The organism is Bacillus sp. TSO22 (assembly GCF_020223595.1).
In the GTDB taxonomy this organism is placed as follows: domain Bacteria; phylum Bacillota; class Bacilli; order Bacillales; family Bacillaceae; genus Bacillus; species Bacillus inaquosorum.
In genome coordinates, this window is record NZ_JAHAWO010000001.1 from 661,307 (window position 1) to 679,008 (window position 17,702).

Below are 17,702 nucleotides of genomic sequence, written 5' to 3' on the forward strand. Positions count from 1 at the left end.
GATAGTAAACGATCGGATGGAGGGGGAGGGAATGAGATGTATATTGACGGTGTGTTTTCCGGCGGAGGAGTAAAAGGCATTGCGCTTGCAGGCGCTTATGAAGCGCTTGAGGAAAAAGGTTTCCGCTTTAAAAGGCTTGCGGGTACAAGCGCGGGCGCAATTATTGCCGCTTTCATTGCGTCAGGTTACACCAGTAAGGAAATCCACGCTTTAATTGAAGAAGTGGATGGAGAGAAATTGCTGGACCAGCGGTACTCATTTCTCCCCTTAAAAATGCTCCAGTGGGTGTCCATCTACTGGCGTCTTGGCTTATACAAAGGCGACACGATAGAAAAATGGATTGCTGACCTGTTAAGAGCGAAAGGCATAAGGGTTTTCGGTGATTTGCAGAAAGGGTCTCTGCGCCTTATCGCTTCTGATCTGACAAACGGCACCATGATTGTTTTGCCGGACGATTTGGTCCGTTACGGGTTAAATCCCGATATGTTTCCGGTTGCCAGGGCGGTGAGAATGAGCTGCAGCATTCCGTATTTCTTTGAACCGATAAAATTAAAAACGGACACAGGCACTGCCACGGTGGTTGACGGAGGCGTGTTAAGTAATTTTCCAATATGGCTGTTTTCAAAGGAAAGAAAACGCCCTGTGATCGGTGTGACGCTTGCGCCGCGTGAAAGGGAGCGCCCGAAAAAAAATATCCGCAACGCTTTCGAACTGTTTGGCGCCCTGTTTGAAACGATGAAGGATGCCCATGACGCAAGGCATATTGCGTCACGCTATGAACAAAATATCATTTTTCTGCCGGTTGATGACGTAATGGCAACTGATTTTCAATTAACACAACAAAAAAAACTAGCCCTGATAGAGCTAGGTAAAAGACGGACAGAGCTGTTTTTAAAACAATGGACCTATTAAAAAAGCGCTCTGTTTTTCTTTTTATTTTTTTTCCCTTCTATAACAGTCAGCTGAGTCTGGCTTTTTTTCTTGAGAATCATCGGCTTAGGCTTGCTGGCGCTCGGAACGCTTCGCAGGTGGCTCACACGTCCCTTATGTCCGGCGCGATGCTTTGCTTTTTGTTCTTTCATCCGGCGCCGCGACTGTTTCGCCGCTTTTTTGAAGGCTGCTCCTTCGCTGCCCGCATTTCGATTCATTACATATTTCACAATAAAATAAATAATGATACCTGCCACGATGACGGTTACCGCCATTTTTGCCATTTCTCCGGGATTGGTTACCAGCACATAGAGGAAACCGAACGCTCCCAGCGCGATTAATACAGCAATAATAGGTTGTACACGATGATTCATAACTGTCCACCTCCGAAAGTAATAGCAGGGCAACGGATTTTAGATGACGTTGTGAGAAGGCTTCTGATTTTGTTCAGACATTTCTTCGAGTCTGAGAAGCTCGTTAAAGCTTTCGATGGCAACTTCAACCTGGTCATCCTTAGGTTCTTTTGTTGTTAACAGCTGAAGCCAGAGGCCCGGGTATCCAAGAAATTTCAGTCCGGGAATATCACGCACTTTGTTAGTCAGCTGGAGAACTTCAAAGGATATGCCGAGTACGACTGGTATCAGCGCGACACGATCTATAACACGCAGCCAAAGCGGATCTGTCGGAACGAGCAAATAGACAAACATGCCGACAATAATCGTAAATAATATAAAGCTTGATCCGCAGCGGTAATGAAGCCGAGATTGGTTTTGAACATTCTGCACTGTAATTGGCAAATTCTGTTCATAACAGTTTATGACTTTATGTTCGGCTCCATGATATTGAAACACTCTTTTAATGAGCGGTGTCATGGACAGAAAATAAATATAGCCGAGCAGCAAAATCAACTTAAACAGGCTTTCAACCGCGATTTGCTCTTTGTCCGATGAAAAAATCGGCCTTGTCAGTTCAGCTAAGAAAACAGGAACCAATGTAAATACGAATTTACTGAACAAAAATGATAAGACGCCGATTACCGCGAGGCTGAGATACATAGACAGACCGGAGGATTTTTTTTCTTCCTGCTCAAGTGTCTCGTCTTCCGATGGATCGAGCCCGTAACGTTCGCTTGAAAAATTTAAATGTTTGGTGCCGTTTGCGCTCGCTTCAATAATGGCCGCGATTCCTCGTAAAAACGGTATCTTTTTTACGATGTTCAGTTTCGGATTGTGTTTGCGGGGAAGCTTAAAAAAGTCAATGCTCCCATCCGTTCTTCTGATCGCCGTAACGTAATGATGCTTTCCGCCAAACATAACGCCTTCCACAACTGCCTGCCCGCCGTAAGCGGGCGGAATTTTATGTTTTGACATATTATCAACCTGCCTATTTCTTTAGGATTGCTAACCATTTCCTTTCACTCTATTGTACAGGAAACAGCGCTAAACCTCTAGATTGACAGGCTGAAAAGTTGCCATAGCCTTGCTTTTTCTTCATGCATTATACCCGTTATTTTCAAATTTTACTCGCAGCTGCCAAAAAGTGTGAGCTTTTTTATTGACATTTCATTTTTTGGGCACACTTTAACTGGAGGTGCCGTGATGACAAGTGAAAAAAATACAGAACAAAATCAAGAATCGACTGAGAAGCAAGGACCGCCTGTTCCGATGGCCGGCAGGGTGGCGGCAACAGGTTTTTGCGGCGGCGTATTATGGAGTTTTATCGCTTATATTGCGTATTTGTTTCATTTTTCCGAAGTCAGTCCGAATATGATTTTGCAGCCGTTTGTGCTCGGAGAGTGGAAAAAACATGGACTTGGAACCATAATCAGCATCATTTTGATCGGAATTATTTCAATTGGCGCAGCATTTCTTTATTTTCTTCTATTGAAACGTTTAAAAACAATGTGGCCGGGTATTTTATACGGCTTGCTGCTTTGGCTACTCGTGTTTTTTGTTTTTAATCCGATTTTTCCTGATGTGCGCGCGGTGACCGAACTGAAACCAGATACAATTATTACAACCATTTGCATTTATTTGCTTTACGGGCTGTTTGTCGGTTATTCCATTTCATTTGAATACAATGAGCTGAATTCGGAAAAGCTGGCACGTGCGCTGGGAACGCATAGAGAATAGTGTATTATCCATTTCCAGTATGGTAAAATGTTCACGAGAAGTGAACATTTTTTACATGAGAAACCCTCGCGAAAAGGAGAGATTCATGTGCCTCATTTTTTGATTTTGAACGGGCCGAATGTCAATCGGCTGGGGAAGCGTGAGCCGGAGGTATTCGGCCGCCGGACACTGACCGATATCGAAACAGACCTTTTTCATTTTGCTGAAGCCTTACATATCCAGCTCACTTTCTTCCAGTCTAACCACGAAGGTGATTTGATAGATGCGATACATGAGGCTGAGGAGCAATACGACGGGATTGTTCTGAACCCTGGCGCCTTGAGCCATTACAGCTATGCGATCAGGGATGCTGTTTCAAGCATTAATCTTCCAGTGATTGAGGTGCATTTATCAAACTTATACGCCAGGGAGGAATTCAGGCATCAGTCGGTCATCGCTCCGGTTGCGAAAGGGCAGATTGTCGGTCTTGGATCTGAAGGCTACAAGCTTGCTCTCCGCTACTTAATAAGCCAGCAAGGGGGAGAATAAAGATGAAGCTAGAGAAATTAAGAAACCTGTTTGGACAGCTGGGGATTGACGGAATGCTGATTACAAGCAGCACAAATGTACGCTATATGACAGGATTTACAGGTTCAGCTGGCCTGGCTGTTATATCAGGTGACAGGGCAGCGTTTATTACCGATTTTCGTTATACAGAGCAGGCGAAGGTTCAGGTAAAGGGCTTTGAGATCATTGAGCATGGCGGCAGCTTGATTCAGACTACAGCCGACACGGTTGAAGCGTTCGGCATCAAGCGTCTCGGCTTTGAGCAGAACAGCATGACATACGGCACATACGCATCATACAGCGCGGTTATCAGTGAGGCTGAATTAGTGCCTGTGGCTGAATCCGTAGAAAAGTTGCGCTTGATTAAGTCTAGTGAAGAGATTAAGATATTAGAGGAAGCTGCGAAGATTGCAGATGATGCCTTCAAACATATCTTGACGTTTATGAAACCCGGCATTTCTGAAATAGCTGTTGCCAATGAGCTGGAGTTTTATATGAGAAGCCAGGGAGCTGATAGCTCTTCTTTTGATATGATTGTCGCCTCGGGCCTTCGGTCGAGCCTTCCGCACGGTGTGGCCAGTGACAAGCTGATTGAAAGCGGAGACCTTGTTACACTTGATTTTGGCGCTTATTATAAAGGATACTGTTCTGATATTACCCGTACGGTCGCTGTCGGTCAGCCCAGTGATCGATTGAAGGAGATTTATCAGGTCGTATTTGATGCTCAGGCACTCGGCGTCGCACATATTAAGCCGGGCATGACAGGAAAAGAGGCTGACGCCCTCACAAGGGATCACATTGCTGCAAAAGGCTACGGTGAATATTTCGGCCATTCAACCGGGCACGGGCTCGGTATGGAAGTTCATGAATCGCCGGGATTGTCCGTCAGATCTTCAGCTATCCTTGAACCGGGCATGGTGGTCACAGTGGAGCCGGGCATTTACATACCAGAAACAGGCGGTGTCCGCATAGAAGATGACATCGTGATTACAGAAAACGGCAACCGGACAATCACCCATTCCCCAAAAGAACTTATTATTTTGTGATTGGAATATAGGAGGACATTAAACATGATTTCAGTTAACGATTTCCGTACAGGATTAACAATCGAAGTAGACGGCGGCATTTGGCGCGTCGTTGACTTCCAGCACGTAAAACCTGGTAAAGGCGCGGCGTTTGTCCGCTCTAAACTCCGCAACCTTCGTACGGGCGCGATTCAGGAAAAAACTTTCCGCGCTGGTGAAAAAGTAGCAAAAGCGCAAATCGAAACAAAAACAATGCAATACCTATATGCAAACGGAGATCAGCACGTATTTATGGATACTTCTTCTTATGAGCAGCTTGAACTGGGCGAGGCTCAAATCGAAGAGGAATTAAAATACCTGCTTGAAAACATGTCTGTGCATATCATGATGTACCAAGATGAAACGCTCGGTATCGAACTTCCAAACACAGTTGAGCTGAAAGTTGTTGAGACTGAACCTGGTATTAAAGGTGATACAGCATCAGGCGGTACAAAACCTGCGAAAACTGAAACCGGCCTTGTTGTCAACGTGCCGTTCTTTGTGAATGAAGGCGACACACTTGTTGTCAATACATCAGACGGTTCTTACGTTTCAAGAGCGTAGAAAGAAATAAGAAGTCTGTTCCCGAATGGGAGCAGGCTTTTTTTTTGCCCAAAAACAGAATCTTTCTTTTATACGAAAATGACAAGACTACTTCTGCAAGCTAGAGCATATCATATAAAAAAATGGGAGGTTGGGAGAGTGCTATGAAATTTTTACTTGGAAATATCAATTCTACTGTTTTAACAATGGCCGGATTGCGAGTTTTATCCTCAATGATTGAGCTGACGGCAGCGATTATCATGCTTGTGACAAATGATGTCCGGAAGGCGGTTGTGGTTAACAGCATTCTCGCTATTGTCGGTCCGCTGATATTTATCATTACCATGACTGTCGGAATCTATCAAATTGCCGGGCAGCTGTCGTATGCAAAGCTGATACTGATTTTTACGGGTGTTGTTTTGATTTTAGCGGGTGTTCATAAATAAAGAGAGGCTTGTCATAAAGTCTGCCTCACATCATACATTTTAAAGAAGCCAATCGGTAGAAAGGAGGAGGCTCTGTTGAATGAAATCGCTGAGGTTCTCCCAGAATCCATGAAAAACGCCCTTTCTGAAATACCGGAACATCAATGGCTGGAAATCGAAGAAGTCAGAATTCGGGTCAACCGCCCTGTTGAATTAATTCGAAAAGGACAACCTGTTTTTTTGTCCTATACGGGCACGGCCGAGGATGCCCATCTGATCCTTAGCCGGCTCAGCAACTATAGTATGTATACGCTCGAAGAAGAGCTGAAGAAAGGGTATGTCACGATCAGAGGCGGCCACAGAGTCGGACTGGCAGGCAGAGTCATTACGGAAAACGGAGGTGTGAAAGGCCTCCGTGACATCACATCTTTTAATATACGAATTGCCCGGCAAAAGCTGGGGATTGCGGAGCCGCTGCTTCCATACTTGTATCAAGACAGCTGGCTGAATACGCTGATTATCGGTCCGCCGCAAACCGGCAAAACAACACTTCTCCGGGATCTTGCGAGACTCTCGAGCACCGGCAAAAATCTCATGTTGCCCGTAAAGACAGGAATCGTCGATGAACGGTCAGAAATTGCCGGGTGCCTGCGCGGCATTCCGCAGCACCAATTTGGACAGAGGATTGACGTATTAGACGCCTGTCCAAAGGCTGAGGGTCTGATGATGATGATTCGATCGATGAGCCCTGAGGTGATCATTGTCGATGAAATCGGGCGCGTGGAAGATACAGATGCACTTCTTGAGGCCTTGCATGCCGGTGTTTCAGTAATCGTCTCGGCGCATGGCTGGAGCATATCCGACCTGATGAAGCGGCCTTCATTGAAGCGTTTGTGGGAAGAAAGAGCCTTTGACCGCTATTTGGAATTATCGAGAGCGAAGGGGCCGGGCACAGTAAGCCGGATTTATGACAAAGACGGAAATGTGCTGTCTGGGACGATGAAGAAATGTTGAAGCTGCTGGGCGCTGTATTCATTGTGGTAGCGACAACATGGACAGGTTTTGAGATGGCGAAGATATATACAGAACGTCCGCGGCAAATCCGCCAGCTGCGTGCGGCGCTCCAATCTCTCGAGGCAGAAATCATGTACGGCCATACACCGCTTCATACCGCTTCACAGCAGATTGCCAAGCAGCTGGCACAGCCTGTTTCGGCTCTTTTTATCACGTTTAGTGATCAGCTGGACAAGGGCAGTGATTCCGCGAAAACGGCGTGGGAGCAAAGCTTAAAGAAAGTGTGGGACAGCATGTCTTTGAAAAAAAGCGAATATGAAGTGCTAAAGCAATTTGGTGAGACGCTCGGGATTCATGATCGAATCTCGCAGCAAAAGCACATCAAGCTGGCGCTGACACACTTGGAAGCCTCTGAAGCGGATGCTGAGCAGGCACAAGCAAAAAATGAAAAGATGATAAAAAGTTTGGGCTTTTTAGCGGGCTTGTTACTCATTCTTCTATTGATGTAAACGTGAGGGGAGCAAAAATAAAATGGGAGTAGACGTGAATGTCATATTTCAAATCGCCGGAGTGGGAATCGTGGTTGCTTTTTTACACACGATTTTGGATCAGATGGGCAAAAAAGAATATGCCCAGTGGGTGACGCTGTTAGGTTTTATCTATATTTTATTTATGGTCGCCACGATCGTAGATGACCTTTTTAAAAAGATAAAAGCTGTGTTTTTATTCCAAGGATAGGGGGGCTTGCAGATTGACATTGTTCAAATTGTAGGTTTAGGGCTGATCGCCACCTTCCTTTCTTTGATTGTAAAAGAACAAAAGCCGACTTTTGCGTTTTTAATCGTCGTGTTTGCCGGCTGTGCCATTTTTCTTTATTTAGTAGATCAAATCTACGACATTATTCGAATGATAGAAAAAATCGCGATTAATGCAAACGTCAACATGGTTTATGTTGAAACCATTTTAAAGATTATCGGAATCGCCTATATTGCTGAATTCGGGGCGCAGCTCACCAAGGATGCCGGTCAAGGGGCCATCGCCTCGAAAATAGAATTGGCGGGGAAAATTTTAATTCTCGTTATGGCTGTGCCTATTTTAACAGTCATTATCGAAACGATTCTCGGACTTATACCTTCTATGTCATAACCGAAAGGAGGCGGTAGATTGAAGCGTTTTCAATGGGCTTTGCTTCTGGCCGTGCTGCTCATAGCAGGCCGTGCAGAAATGGTACAAGCAGCTGGTGACGCCGAACAAACGGAAGACCATGCTGAAACGGCTGAACAATTAGCGGAAAGGACAGCGGACTCGCTTGAAACAGACAAGATCGGTGAATTTTGGAATGACATTATGACAGAGTACGGCGGACTGCTGCCGGAAAGCCAAAAAGGCAGCTTAATGGAGTTTATCAACGGCGATAAATCATTTTCACCGCAAGAATGGCTGAAAGCTCTTTTTTCTTATTTGTTTCATGAAGTGCTTGCCAACGGAAAACTGCTGGGCACATTGATTTTGCTCACGATATTTTGCGTCATCCTGCAGCTTCTGCAAAATGCGTTTCAGCAAAGCACCGTCAGCAAAGTCGCTTACTCAATTGTGTACATGGTGTTGATTATCCTTGCGCTAAACAGTTTTCATGTGGCAATCAATTATGCGACAGAGGCCATTCAGACGATGACCAGCTTTATATTGGCGCTCATTCCGCTCCTCTTGGCGCTTTTGGCTTCCTCAGGCGGAGCTGTATCTGCAGCCTTCTTTCATCCTGTTATCCTCTTTCTGATGAATACAAGCGGTCTCTTGATTCAGAATATTGTTATGCCGCTCATTTTCTTATCAGCGATTCTGAGCATTGTCAGTACAATGACCGAACAATACAAAGTAACGCAGCTGGCCAATCTGCTTAGAAATATCGCCATCGGCGCACTGGCCGTCTTTCTCACCATCTTTCTCGGCGTCATCTCTGTTCAGGGAGCCTCAGCTGCAGTGACAGACGGCATTACGCTCAGGACGGCAAAATTTATAACCGGAAACTTTATTCCTGTGCTTGGCCGGATGTTTACAGACGCGACAGATACAGTGATCAGTGCTTCCTTATTGCTGAAAAATACAGTAGGGATTCTCGGTGTCGCTATTTTGATCTGTATTGCGGCCTTTCCGGCAATCAAAGTGCTTTCCCTCGCTTTTATTTATAAGCTGGCAGCCGCGATTCTTCAGCCGCTTGGAGGCGGGCCCGTCATTACTTGCCTCGATGTCATCAGCAAAAGCGTCATTTATATTTTTGCAGCTCTCGCCATTGTATCTCTCATGTTTTTTTTAAGCCTTACCGTCATAATCACAGCCGGAAACCTCACGATGATGATGAAATAAAGGAGGCTGGCGGATGAGTTTTTTAACTGAATGGCTGACCACCATCGTGTTGTTTATCCTGTTTGCAATTGTAATTGATATGCTGCTGCCGAGCTCCAGCATGCAAAAGTACGCAAAAATGGTAGTCAGCCTGCTCTTGATTGTCGTCATGCTCACGCCGATTTTTAAGCTTTTCAACACAGACCCTGCAGTCATCTTTGAGTACCTCACAAAAAACGGGCAGTCAGAGTCTGCCGACATAAAAAATCAAATCAATTCAAAAAAAATAGAAATACAAGCTTCCCAGCGCGCATATATTTTAGAAGAAATGGCTGTCCAATTAAAAAAGAAAGCAGAGGAGAGATTCAGTCATGATGAATACAAAGTAGACAACATCAAACTCACGGCAGGAGAAAAGGTAGATTCAGAAGAGGATATTAAAACAATCAGCGTGTATATGGCCCCGTCTTCTGAAAAAACGGTCCAAACGGTCGCGCCGGTCAACATTGATACAGATCATGCATACGTAACGAAAGAAGCAGCCGAACAAAAAGAAGCCAAACAGATCCAGTCACAGCTTGCGGACATTTGGGAAATCGGAAGTGAGAAAATTACGGTTCATATGGAAGGCGGGGAGAGTGTCGGCAATGAATAAAAACGGATTATGGAATGTATTGAAAAAGCAGTTTCTTCCGGGGCAAACGAAGGACGGTGAAAAGCCGAAGCTGACCAAATATCATTACTTTCTGTTCGTTTTTGTTCTCGGAGTTTCCTTTATGCTTGTCAGCCAGCTGTTTTCTTCACCTGAGAAAACAGAAAACGCCAAAACGATAACGGCAGTACCATCACAAGATACCAAAGACAGCAAAGAGAAAACAGCCGAAGTGTTTAAAGCCTCAAAATCTGATGAACCTAAAGACTCGATCGATGATTATGAAAAAGAATACGAAAATCAGCTGAAAGAAATTCTTGAAACGATCATAGGTGTGGACGATGTCTCTGTTGTCGTGAATGTTGATGCAACGTCGCTGAAAGTATACGAAAAAAACAAATCAAACAAAAATACAACCACTGAAGAAACAGACAAAGAAGGCGGAACAAGAAGCGTTACAGACCAGACGTCAGAAGAAGAAATTGTCATGATCAAAAACGGCGATAAGGAAACGCCCGTCGTCGTCCAAACGAAAAAGCCTGATATACGCGGTGTACTCGTTGTTGCTCAAGGAGTGGACAACGTTCAAATAAAACAAACCATTATTGAAGCGGTGACACGGGTCCTGGATGTACCAAGCCACCGGGTTGCGGTTGCCCCTAAAAAAATAAAGGAGGATTCATAAATGCTTAAAAAACAAACCGTTTGGCTATTAACAATGCTCAGTCTTGTCGTGGTGTTAAGCGTCTACTATATCATGTCGCCGGAAAGTAAAAATGCCGTGCAAATGCAAAGTGAAAAAAGCGCGTCTGACAGCGGAGAGGTTGCAACTGAAAAAGCGCCTGCCAAGCAAGACACGAAGGAAAAAAACGGTACAGAAACTGAAACAGAAACGGAAAAAGAAGATGGAACAAAGGGCACGAAAGATTCATCTGGAGACAAGGAAACATCAGCTGAAGCCAGTGAAAAAGGAACTGTTGTAACTGAAACAGCTGATGATGATCTGTTTACGACGTACCGTCTTGATTTAGAAGATGCCAGAAGCAAAGAAAGAGAAGAGCTGAATGCGATTGTGTCAAGCGATGATGCAACAGCAAAGGAAAAGAGCGAAGCATATGATAAAATGACGGCTCTCAGTGAAGTAGAAGGAACAGAAAAACAGCTGGAAACCCTTATTAAAACACAAGGCTACGAAGACGCGCTCGTCAATGCTGAAGGAGATAAAATCAACATTACTGTCAAATCAGACAAACACTCCAAATCGAAGGCGACAGCCATCATAGACCTTGTGGCAAAAGAAATCAAAACAATGAAAGACGTCGCTGTCACATTTGAGCCATCCAAGTGAAAAAGAGGAAAAACACGCCCGCTTAAGCAGCGGGCTTTTTGCGTGCCAATCATATTAGAGTTGAATTCAAAAGTCCGCTCCTGTAAGATAAACATAGTATGTACTTTTAGTAGTAACCTATAAAAAAGAAATTTCATACATAGGAGTGCGATTGAATGTTAAATATTAAAGAAATCCACGAGCTGATTAAAGCAATTGACGAGTCTACAATTGACGAATTCGTATATGAAAATGAAGGTGTATCCTTAAAACTGAAAAAACATGAAGCAGGCACTGTTCAAGTGATGCAGCAGGCGCCGGCAGCACCTGTACAAGCTCAGGCTCCGCAGGCAGTTCAGCCGCAAGCGCAGCAAGCAGCGCCGGCACCTGCCCAAGAAGCACCGAAGCAAGATGAAAATCTGCATAAAATCACTTCGCCAATGGTAGGAACGTTTTATGCATCTTCATCACCGGAAGCGGGCCCTTATGTAACGGCTGGTTCAAAAGTAAATGAAAACACAGTTGTCTGCATTGTAGAAGCAATGAAGCTATTCAACGAAATCGAAGCGGAAGTAAAAGGTGAAATCGTTGAAGTATTAGTAGAAAACGGCCAGCTGGTCGAATACGGACAACCTCTATTTCTTGTGAAAGCAGAGTAAGGAGACTTAACATGATTAAAAAGCTATTGATCGCCAACCGAGGAGAAATTGCTGTCAGAATCATCAGAGCCTGCAAAGAGCTCGGAATTGAGACTGTCGCTGTTTATTCAGAAGCTGATAAAGATGCCCTTCATGTTCAAATGGCCGATGAAGCTTTTTGTATCGGACCGAAAGCATCAAAAGACAGCTACTTAAACGTTACAAATATAGTAAGTGTTGCAAAGCTGACAGGCACAGACGCTATTCATCCGGGATATGGATTTTTAGCTGAAAATGCTGATTTCGCGGAATTATGTGAAGAAGTTAACGTCACGTTTGTCGGCCCGAGCGCTGACGCCATTTCAAAAATGGGAACAAAGGATGTTGCGCGGGAAACGATGAAACAGGCCGGCGTACCGATCGTACCGGGTTCACAAGGAATTATAGAAAATGTGGAAGAAGCGGTTTCGCTTGCTAATGAAATTGGGTATCCTGTAATTATAAAAGCCACCGCAGGCGGAGGCGGAAAAGGAATCAGGGTTGCCCGCACCGAAGAGGAATTGGTCAAAGGCATTAAGATTACACAGCAGGAAGCTGCAACAGCATTCGGAAATCCAGGTGTTTACATCGAAAAATACATAGAAGATTTTCGTCATGTTGAGATCCAAGTGCTTGCCGATAACTACGGAAATACGATCCATTTGGGCGAACGCGACTGCTCGATTCAAAGACGCCTGCAAAAGCTTTTGGAAGAAACGCCGTCTCCGGCGCTTGATTCAGAAATCAGGGAGCAGATGGGAGATGCAGCGGTTAAGGCTGCAACAGCAGTTGGCTATACAGGCGCGGGAACTGTTGAATTTATTTATGACTACAAAGAACAGCGCTACTACTTCATGGAAATGAATACGAGAATCCAGGTAGAGCACCCAGTCACAGAAATGGTAACGGGAACCGACCTGATTAAGGAACAGATCAAAGTTGCATCAGGAATGGAACTGAGCCTCAAGCAGGAAGATGTCGAATTTGAAGGCTGGGCTATCGAATGCCGAATCAACGCAGAAAACCCAAGTAAAAATTTCATGCCGTCACCTGGTGAAATTAAAATGTACCTGCCTCCTGGCGGTCTTGGTGTCCGTGTAGATTCAGCTGCGTATCCGGGCTATTCCATCCCTCCGTACTATGACAGCATGATTGCAAAAGTGATCACATATGGAAAAACGAGAGATGAAGCGATTGCCCGAATGAAGCGCGCATTGAGCGAATTCGTGATCGAAGGCATTGAGACAACAATCCCGTTCCACTTAAAACTGCTTGAACACGAAACATTTGTTAGCGGAGAGTTTAATACGAAATTTTTAGAAACATATGATGTAATGGGCTCATAATTTTTACGGAGGTGAATTGAATGAAAGACAACAGCTTGCTTAAAATGGATCAAGAAGATACGCATTTAGGTAAGGTTGAGATTGCACCGGAAGTCATTGAGGTCATTGCCGGCATAGCAGCTTCAGAAGTTGACGGTGTTGCCGAAATGCGCGGAAACTTTGCGACAGGCGTCGTCGAGCGCTTCGGTAAAGTGAATCATGGCAAAGGTGTCAAAGTCGACCTGGCGGATGACGGAATTACGATCGATGTATACTGCGTTGTTACATTCGGCGTTTCGATTCCGAAAGTTGCAGCGTCCGTTCAGGAAAACATTCGTCAAACCTTATTAAATATGACGTCTCTTTCGATTAACGAGATCAATATTCACATCGTCGGCATTCAATTTGACACAAAAGCCCAAGAAGTCCAAATCGACGAAGAAATGTAAATGGCTTAACAAAAAACCAAGGGGAGGGCGGCCCTTTGGTTTTTTTACACGTTACCCTTTATTTCAAAGCATGAAGAAAGCCGGCTCAAGGCAGCCGAGTTTCTTCATGAACGTGAAATCCGAATGATCATATCAAGGTGTGTGAAAATATTCGGTAATAGGGTAAAAAACCTTGATTTCAATATGCGGATACGAAAAAAATATGTTATGATCTCTTTGTGGCTTAACGACAAGCGGATAAAGAGGATCAAAGGAGAAAGAAAATGAAAAGAAGAACAGCAAGAGAAAAAGCTTTGCAGGCACTATTTCAAATTGATGTCAGCGATATCGCAGTAAATGAAGCCATTGAACACGCATTGGATGAAGAAAAAACAGATCCTTTCTTTGAACAGCTTGTACACGGGGTATTGGAACACCAAGTCCAGCTGGATGAAATGATTTCCAAGCATCTGGTGAATTGGAAGCTCGATCGGATTGCCAATGTTGACCGCGCGATTTTGCGTCTGGCAGCATACGAAATGGCATATGTCGAAGACATTCCGGTGAATGTCTCCATGAACGAAGCGATTGAGCTGGCAAAACGGTTTGGTGATGACAAAGCGACAAAGTTTGTAAACGGGGTTCTTTCTAACATTAAATCTGATATTGAACAATCATAGGAGGAAAGAAAATGACTGCAACAATCATCGACGGAAAAGAAACGGCTAGAGAAAAACGCGAACAATTGGCAAAAGAGGTAGAAGAGCTTAAAAAGCAAGGCGTCACTCCTGGACTGGCGGTTATTTTGATTGGAGATGATCCTGCTTCTCACTCTTACGTGCGAGGAAAGAAAAAAGCGGCTGAAACAATGGGAATGAATTTCAAGCTCGATCAATTTGACAGCAGCCTCACAGAAGCTGAACTGCTATCCATAATCGATCAATACAATCAAGACCCTGAGTTTCACGGCATTCTCGTTCAGCTCCCGCTTCCAGACCATATTTCTGAAAAAGCGGTGATCGAACGTATCTCTCCTGATAAAGATGTAGACGGTTTTCATCCATTAAACGTAGGGAAAATGCTCCTTGGCGAAGATACGTTTCTTCCTTGTACGCCTCACGGAATTGTTGAGCTTTTGAAGAAAACCAATATCGACCTTTCCGGTAAAGAGGTTGTTGTAGTCGGCCGAAGCAATATTGTCGGCAAACCTGTCGGCCAGCTTTTATTAAATGAAAACGCGACGGTTACTTACTGTCATTCAAGAACGGAAAATATTACCGAACATACGAAAAAAGCGGACATCTTGGTGGTGGCAGTCGGCAGAGCTAACTTCATCAGTGCAGACCAGATCAAAGAGGGCGCTGTTGTCATTGACGTCGGCGTTAACCGTCTGGAAAGCGGAAAGCTTTGCGGAGACGTTGAATTTGAAGGGGCAAAGGAAAAAGCGTCCTTCATCACGCCGGTTCCTGGCGGAGTAGGTCCGATGACCATCACGATGCTTGCGCATAATACTGTTAAATCTGCGAAACGTACGTTATCATAGATAATTGGAGATATTCACAGGTGGGACGTTTTGCCCGCTGTGAATATGAGCACGATACCCGCTTCTTCAGGCTCCTAAAGCCAGGGCGGGTTTTCTTTAGTTATGGTGCAGGAATGCTTATGAGAGGAGTTTGAGACATGGGCGAAACAGCGTATGTTACTGTCTCAGCGCTGACAAAGTATATAAAACGAAAATTCGATGTAGATCCTCACCTTGAAAATATTTGGATTAAAGGCGAATTATCGAATGTAAAAATACACACAAGAGGCCACATTTATTTCACATTGAAAGACGAAAATGCCAGAATGCAGTCGGTGATGTTCGCGAGACAGAGCGAGCGTCTGCCTTTTAAACCTGAAAACGGCATGAAGGTGCTGGTCAGAGGCGGAATTTCCGTATATGAACCGAGCGGAAACTACCAATTATATGCCAAAGAAATGCAGCCTGACGGGGTCGGAGCGCTTTATTTAGCGTACGAAGAGCTAAAAAAGAAGCTTGCCGGAGAAGGTTTATTTGATAACCGCTACAAAAAACAAATCCCCGCATTTCCAGCCACAATCGGGGTTGTGACATCTCCAACGGGTGCCGCTGTCAGAGACGTCATTACAACTCTAAAAAGAAGATATCCCCTTGTAAAAGTTATTGTTCTTCCAGCGCTCGTACAAGGCGAAAATGCGAGCAGATCCATCGTTCAGCGCATTGAAGAGGCAAATGAAAAAGAGGTTTGCGACGTATTAATTGTTGGGAGAGGCGGCGGTTCGATTGAAGAACTGTGGGCATTTAATGAAGAAATTGTAGCACGTGCGATCTTCGCTTCTAACATTCCGATTATATCGGCAGTCGGGCATGAGACGGACTTTACGATCAGTGATTTTGTCGCTGATATCAGAGCCGCAACGCCGACAGGAGCAGCTGAGATTGCCGTACCGCATACCACTGATTTAATCGAACGGACAAAAACAGCGGAAGTCAGGATGACAAGAGCGATGCAGCAGCATCTCGGCCAGAAAAAAGAGCGGATTCAAACGCTGCAATCCTCGTATGCCTTTCGTTTTCCAAAGCGTTTGTATGCGCAAAAAGAGCAGCAGTTTGACCTTGCCTATCAACAGTTTCAAGCACAGCTTACCGCTCTTTTAGATCGAAAAAGCAGACAGCTTGAGCGTGAAACGTACAGATTAGAGGCGCTGCATCCTCATGAACAGCTGAAGCAAGCGAGAACACGATACGAGGAACAAACAAATCAGCTGAGAAAAAATATGAATATCCAAATGAAGCAGCTGCATTCCCAATTTCAAACTGTTCTTGGCAAGCTGAATGCGTTAAGTCCTCTTCAAGTGATGGAAAGAGGATACAGCTTGGCTTATAAAGAAGACGAACTCATTAAAAGTGTCAGTCAGATAGAAGAGAAGGACCAGGTTGAGGTCAAGCTGAAGGATGGCGTGCTGACCTGTGAAGTATTAGAAAAGAGAGGGGAAGAAAAATGACAGACGTGAAAAAAAATGAAAACATGACATTTGAAGAAGCGATGAAAGGGCTTGAAAGCATTGTGTCAAAGCTTGAAGAGGGCGATGTGCCTTTAGAGCAAGCGATTAACTATTTCCAAGAAGGCATGGCTCTTTCAAAAATGTGCCACGAAAAGCTGCAAAAAGTCGAAAAACAAATGGATTTCATTTTAAAAGAAGACGGCGAACTGGCACCTTTTAGTGTTCAGGAGGAAGACGAAGGTGACAAATAAATTAACGAGCTTTCTGGCGGAGCGGAAAAAAACGATTGAAAATCAGCTTTCTGTCTATACAGAGAAGCTTGATATGCCGGACTCATTAAAAAAGTCTATGCTGTATTCCCTTGAGGCTGGCGGAAAGCGGCTGCGTCCTCTCATTGTACTGGCTGTATTAAACGCCTATGGGAAAAGTGAAAAGGACGGCATTCCAGTTGGGTGTGCTGTCGAAATGATTCACACATATTCGTTAATTCATGATGACCTTCCTTGTATGGATGATGACGATTTGCGCCGCGGGAAGCCGACAAACCATAAAGTATTCGGTGAAGCGACAGCAGTATTAGCCGGTGACGGGCTCCTTACGGAAAGCTTTAAGCTGATCACCTCCCACGTGTCAGACGAGGTGTCAGCAGAAAAGCGGCTTCGGCTTGTGAATGAACTGATTTCAGCGGCAGGCACTGAAGGCATGGTCGGGGGGCAAGTAGCTGATATGGAAGCGGAAAACCGCCAAGTCACGCTTGAAGAGCTCGAATCCATTCATGAACGGAAAACAGCCAAGCTCCTCGGTTTTTGCGTCATTGCCGGTGCTATTTTGGCGGATGCGCCTGAGGAAGACATTGAAACGCTGCGTACCTTCAGCAGTCACATTGGAATCGGTTTTCAAATCAGAGACGATATTTTAGATTTAGAAGGCAGTGAAGAGAAAATCGGCAAACGTGTCGGCTCGGATACAACAAACGACAAATCGACTTACCCGTCACTTCTTTCACTGGAAGGGGCCAAACATAAATTGGATGTTCACATCAATGAGGCGAAGCGTTTAATCGGCGGACTCTCTCTTCAAAAAGATCTTTTATTTGAGCTTTGTGATTTAATTGCGGCAAGAGATCACTGAAACGATCCTAATTTGAAGCGGCTGCACGAGATATGGTAAAATGTAAGCAGTTTATATGAAAAATGAAAAGGAAAAGCGTGTTTGTCTTTTTTTATGTCTGAGAACTGGCCATTGTCCAGCTCGGCTTGTAGAAGACAT

General features: G+C 44.6%; 24 protein-coding genes. 22 read left to right on the plus strand and 2 right to left on the minus strand.

What is annotated here, in order from left to right; genetic code table 11:
* Positions 1–36 precede the first annotated feature (36 nt).
* The gene (locus KHQ79_RS03625; protein ID WP_003236918.1) at positions 37–912 is read left to right on the plus strand and encodes a patatin-like phospholipase family protein; all 876 of its coding nucleotides are present in this window, start codon (positions 37–39) and stop codon (positions 910–912) included.
* On the opposite strand, the gene KHQ79_RS03630 is transcribed toward KHQ79_RS03625, so the two are convergent.
* Complete coding sequence (locus tag KHQ79_RS03630; protein WP_003226367.1) at positions 909–1,304, minus strand: SA1362 family protein; 396 nt, start codon at positions 1,302–1,304, stop codon at positions 909–911. The genes KHQ79_RS03625 and KHQ79_RS03630 overlap by 4 nt on opposite strands.
* A 39-nt stretch (positions 1,305–1,343) precedes the next feature.
* A complete protein-coding gene (locus KHQ79_RS03635) occupies positions 1,344–2,300 on the minus strand; it encodes a DUF1385 domain-containing protein (RefSeq protein ID WP_225514221.1) in 957 nt (318 codons plus the stop codon).
* 225 nt (positions 2,301–2,525) lie between these two features.
* On the opposite strand from KHQ79_RS03635, the gene KHQ79_RS03640 reads away from it, so the two are divergent.
* The 21 genes from KHQ79_RS03640 (at position 2,526) to KHQ79_RS03740 (ending at position 17,564) form a co-directional block, all read left to right on the plus strand.
* Positions 2,526–3,062: a YqhR family membrane protein gene (locus KHQ79_RS03640; protein WP_080010833.1), complete on the plus strand. Its 537-nt coding sequence runs from the start codon at positions 2,526–2,528 to the stop codon at positions 3,060–3,062.
* Between the two features lie 87 nt (positions 3,063–3,149).
* The gene (gene aroQ, locus KHQ79_RS03645; RefSeq protein ID WP_019258874.1) at positions 3,150–3,590 is read left to right on the plus strand and encodes a type II 3-dehydroquinate dehydratase; all 441 of its coding nucleotides are present in this window, start codon (positions 3,150–3,152) and stop codon (positions 3,588–3,590) included.
* Positions 3,591–3,592: 2 nt separating this feature from the next.
* Complete coding sequence (gene papA, locus KHQ79_RS03650) at positions 3,593–4,654, plus strand: aminopeptidase PapA (protein WP_019258873.1); 1,062 nt, start codon at positions 3,593–3,595, stop codon at positions 4,652–4,654.
* A 24-nt stretch (positions 4,655–4,678) separates the two neighbouring features.
* Complete coding sequence (gene efp / locus KHQ79_RS03655; protein ID WP_003236907.1) at positions 4,679–5,236, plus strand: elongation factor P; 558 nt, start codon at positions 4,679–4,681, stop codon at positions 5,234–5,236.
* A gap of 143 nt (positions 5,237–5,379) precedes the next feature.
* Positions 5,380–5,661: a YqhV family protein gene (locus KHQ79_RS03660; protein ID WP_003226379.1), complete on the plus strand. Its 282-nt coding sequence runs from the start codon at positions 5,380–5,382 to the stop codon at positions 5,659–5,661.
* A 75-nt stretch (positions 5,662–5,736) separates the two neighbouring features.
* Positions 5,737–6,654, plus strand: a complete 918-nt coding sequence (gene spoIIIAA, locus KHQ79_RS03665; RefSeq protein ID WP_003236905.1) for a stage III sporulation protein AA — start codon at positions 5,737–5,739, stop codon at positions 6,652–6,654.
* Positions 6,648–7,163 carry a stage III sporulation protein SpoIIIAB gene (gene spoIIIAB, locus KHQ79_RS03670; RefSeq protein ID WP_003236904.1) on the plus strand — a complete coding sequence of 172 codons (516 nt, stop codon included), beginning with the start codon at positions 6,648–6,650 and terminating at the stop codon, positions 7,161–7,163. The genes spoIIIAA and spoIIIAB overlap by 7 nt, the downstream gene beginning before the upstream one ends.
* Before the next feature lie 22 nt (positions 7,164–7,185).
* Complete coding sequence (gene spoIIIAC / locus KHQ79_RS03675) at positions 7,186–7,392, plus strand: stage III sporulation protein AC (RefSeq protein ID WP_003153142.1); 207 nt, start codon at positions 7,186–7,188, stop codon at positions 7,390–7,392.
* A 6-nt stretch (positions 7,393–7,398) separates the two neighbouring features.
* Positions 7,399–7,800 (plus strand): stage III sporulation protein AD, encoded by a 402-nt coding sequence (spoIIIAD, locus tag KHQ79_RS03680; protein WP_003230228.1) that lies wholly within the window; start codon positions 7,399–7,401, stop codon positions 7,798–7,800.
* 18 nt (positions 7,801–7,818) lie between these two features.
* Complete coding sequence (spoIIIAE, locus tag KHQ79_RS03685) at positions 7,819–9,018, plus strand: stage III sporulation protein AE (protein WP_003236902.1); 1,200 nt, start codon at positions 7,819–7,821, stop codon at positions 9,016–9,018.
* A 13-nt stretch (positions 9,019–9,031) separates the two neighbouring features.
* The gene (gene spoIIIAF, locus KHQ79_RS03690) at positions 9,032–9,652 is read left to right on the plus strand and encodes a stage III sporulation protein AF (RefSeq protein WP_003236901.1); all 621 of its coding nucleotides are present in this window, start codon (positions 9,032–9,034) and stop codon (positions 9,650–9,652) included.
* Positions 9,645–10,334, plus strand: a complete 690-nt coding sequence (gene spoIIIAG, locus KHQ79_RS03695; RefSeq protein WP_019258869.1) for a stage III sporulation protein AG — start codon at positions 9,645–9,647, stop codon at positions 10,332–10,334. The genes spoIIIAF and spoIIIAG overlap by 8 nt, the downstream gene beginning before the upstream one ends.
* Positions 10,335–10,997, plus strand: coding sequence for a stage III sporulation ratchet engulfment protein SpoIIIAH (gene spoIIIAH, locus KHQ79_RS03700; RefSeq protein ID WP_003236899.1), 663 nt, complete (start codon positions 10,335–10,337; stop codon positions 10,995–10,997).
* Positions 10,998–11,152: 155 nt separating this feature from the next.
* Positions 11,153–11,635, plus strand: coding sequence for an acetyl-CoA carboxylase biotin carboxyl carrier protein (gene accB, locus KHQ79_RS03705; protein ID WP_003236898.1), 483 nt, complete (start codon positions 11,153–11,155; stop codon positions 11,633–11,635).
* Positions 11,636–11,646: 11 nt separating this feature from the next.
* On the plus strand, positions 11,647–12,999 hold the full coding sequence (gene accC, locus KHQ79_RS03710) for an acetyl-CoA carboxylase biotin carboxylase subunit (RefSeq protein ID WP_003236897.1): 1,353 nt from the start codon (positions 11,647–11,649) through the stop codon (positions 12,997–12,999).
* Between the two features lie 20 nt (positions 13,000–13,019).
* Positions 13,020–13,427: a fatty acid biosynthesis protein YqhY gene (gene yqhY / locus KHQ79_RS03715; RefSeq protein ID WP_003236896.1), complete on the plus strand. Its 408-nt coding sequence runs from the start codon at positions 13,020–13,022 to the stop codon at positions 13,425–13,427.
* 263 nt (positions 13,428–13,690) lie between these two features.
* Positions 13,691–14,086 (plus strand): transcription antitermination factor NusB, encoded by a 396-nt coding sequence (gene nusB, locus KHQ79_RS03720; protein WP_003236895.1) that lies wholly within the window; start codon positions 13,691–13,693, stop codon positions 14,084–14,086.
* An 11-nt stretch (positions 14,087–14,097) separates the two neighbouring features.
* Positions 14,098–14,949, plus strand: coding sequence for a bifunctional methylenetetrahydrofolate dehydrogenase/methenyltetrahydrofolate cyclohydrolase FolD (folD, locus tag KHQ79_RS03725; RefSeq protein WP_003226403.1), 852 nt, complete (start codon positions 14,098–14,100; stop codon positions 14,947–14,949).
* Positions 14,950–15,086: 137 nt separating this feature from the next.
* On the plus strand, positions 15,087–16,433 hold the full coding sequence (xseA, locus tag KHQ79_RS03730; RefSeq protein WP_133486983.1) for an exodeoxyribonuclease VII large subunit: 1,347 nt from the start codon (positions 15,087–15,089) through the stop codon (positions 16,431–16,433).
* Entirely contained in the window at positions 16,430–16,684 is a 255-nt protein-coding gene (locus KHQ79_RS03735; protein ID WP_003226409.1) for an exodeoxyribonuclease VII small subunit, read from the plus strand. Before xseA ends, KHQ79_RS03735 begins: the two co-directional genes overlap by 4 nt.
* Positions 16,674–17,564 carry a polyprenyl synthetase family protein gene (locus tag KHQ79_RS03740; protein ID WP_003236893.1) on the plus strand — a complete coding sequence of 297 codons (891 nt, stop codon included), beginning with the start codon at positions 16,674–16,676 and terminating at the stop codon, positions 17,562–17,564. The genes KHQ79_RS03735 and KHQ79_RS03740 overlap by 11 nt, the downstream gene beginning before the upstream one ends.
* The last annotated feature ends 138 nt before the right edge of the window (positions 17,565–17,702 follow it).

Coding starts and splice junctions, on each gene's coding strand:
- KHQ79_RS03735 (WP_003226409.1), top strand. CDS start 16,430: ATGACAGACGTGAAAAAAAATGAAAACATGACATTTGAAGAAGCGATG.
- xseA (WP_133486983.1), top strand. CDS start 15,087: ATGGGCGAAACAGCGTATGTTACTGTCTCAGCGCTGACAAAGTATATA.
- KHQ79_RS03635 (WP_225514221.1), bottom strand. CDS start 2,300: ATGTCAAAACATAAAATTCCGCCCGCTTACGGCGGGCAGGCAGTTGTG.
- spoIIIAH (WP_003236899.1), top strand. CDS start 10,335: ATGCTTAAAAAACAAACCGTTTGGCTATTAACAATGCTCAGTCTTGTC.
- nusB (WP_003236895.1), top strand. CDS start 13,691: ATGAAAAGAAGAACAGCAAGAGAAAAAGCTTTGCAGGCACTATTTCAA.
- accB (WP_003236898.1), top strand. CDS start 11,153: ATGTTAAATATTAAAGAAATCCACGAGCTGATTAAAGCAATTGACGAG.
- efp (WP_003236907.1), top strand. CDS start 4,679: ATGATTTCAGTTAACGATTTCCGTACAGGATTAACAATCGAAGTAGAC.
- papA (WP_019258873.1), top strand. CDS start 3,593: ATGAAGCTAGAGAAATTAAGAAACCTGTTTGGACAGCTGGGGATTGAC.
- spoIIIAG (WP_019258869.1), top strand. CDS start 9,645: ATGAATAAAAACGGATTATGGAATGTATTGAAAAAGCAGTTTCTTCCG.
- accC (WP_003236897.1), top strand. CDS start 11,647: ATGATTAAAAAGCTATTGATCGCCAACCGAGGAGAAATTGCTGTCAGA.
- spoIIIAB (WP_003236904.1), top strand. CDS start 6,648: ATGTTGAAGCTGCTGGGCGCTGTATTCATTGTGGTAGCGACAACATGG.
- KHQ79_RS03660 (WP_003226379.1), top strand. CDS start 5,380: ATGAAATTTTTACTTGGAAATATCAATTCTACTGTTTTAACAATGGCC.
- folD (WP_003226403.1), top strand. CDS start 14,098: ATGACTGCAACAATCATCGACGGAAAAGAAACGGCTAGAGAAAAACGC.
- yqhY (WP_003236896.1), top strand. CDS start 13,020: ATGAAAGACAACAGCTTGCTTAAAATGGATCAAGAAGATACGCATTTA.
- KHQ79_RS03630 (WP_003226367.1), bottom strand. CDS start 1,304: ATGAATCATCGTGTACAACCTATTATTGCTGTATTAATCGCGCTGGGA.
- spoIIIAF (WP_003236901.1), top strand. CDS start 9,032: ATGAGTTTTTTAACTGAATGGCTGACCACCATCGTGTTGTTTATCCTG.
- spoIIIAC (WP_003153142.1), top strand. CDS start 7,186: ATGGGAGTAGACGTGAATGTCATATTTCAAATCGCCGGAGTGGGAATC.
- KHQ79_RS03625 (WP_003236918.1), top strand. CDS start 37: ATGTATATTGACGGTGTGTTTTCCGGCGGAGGAGTAAAAGGCATTGCG.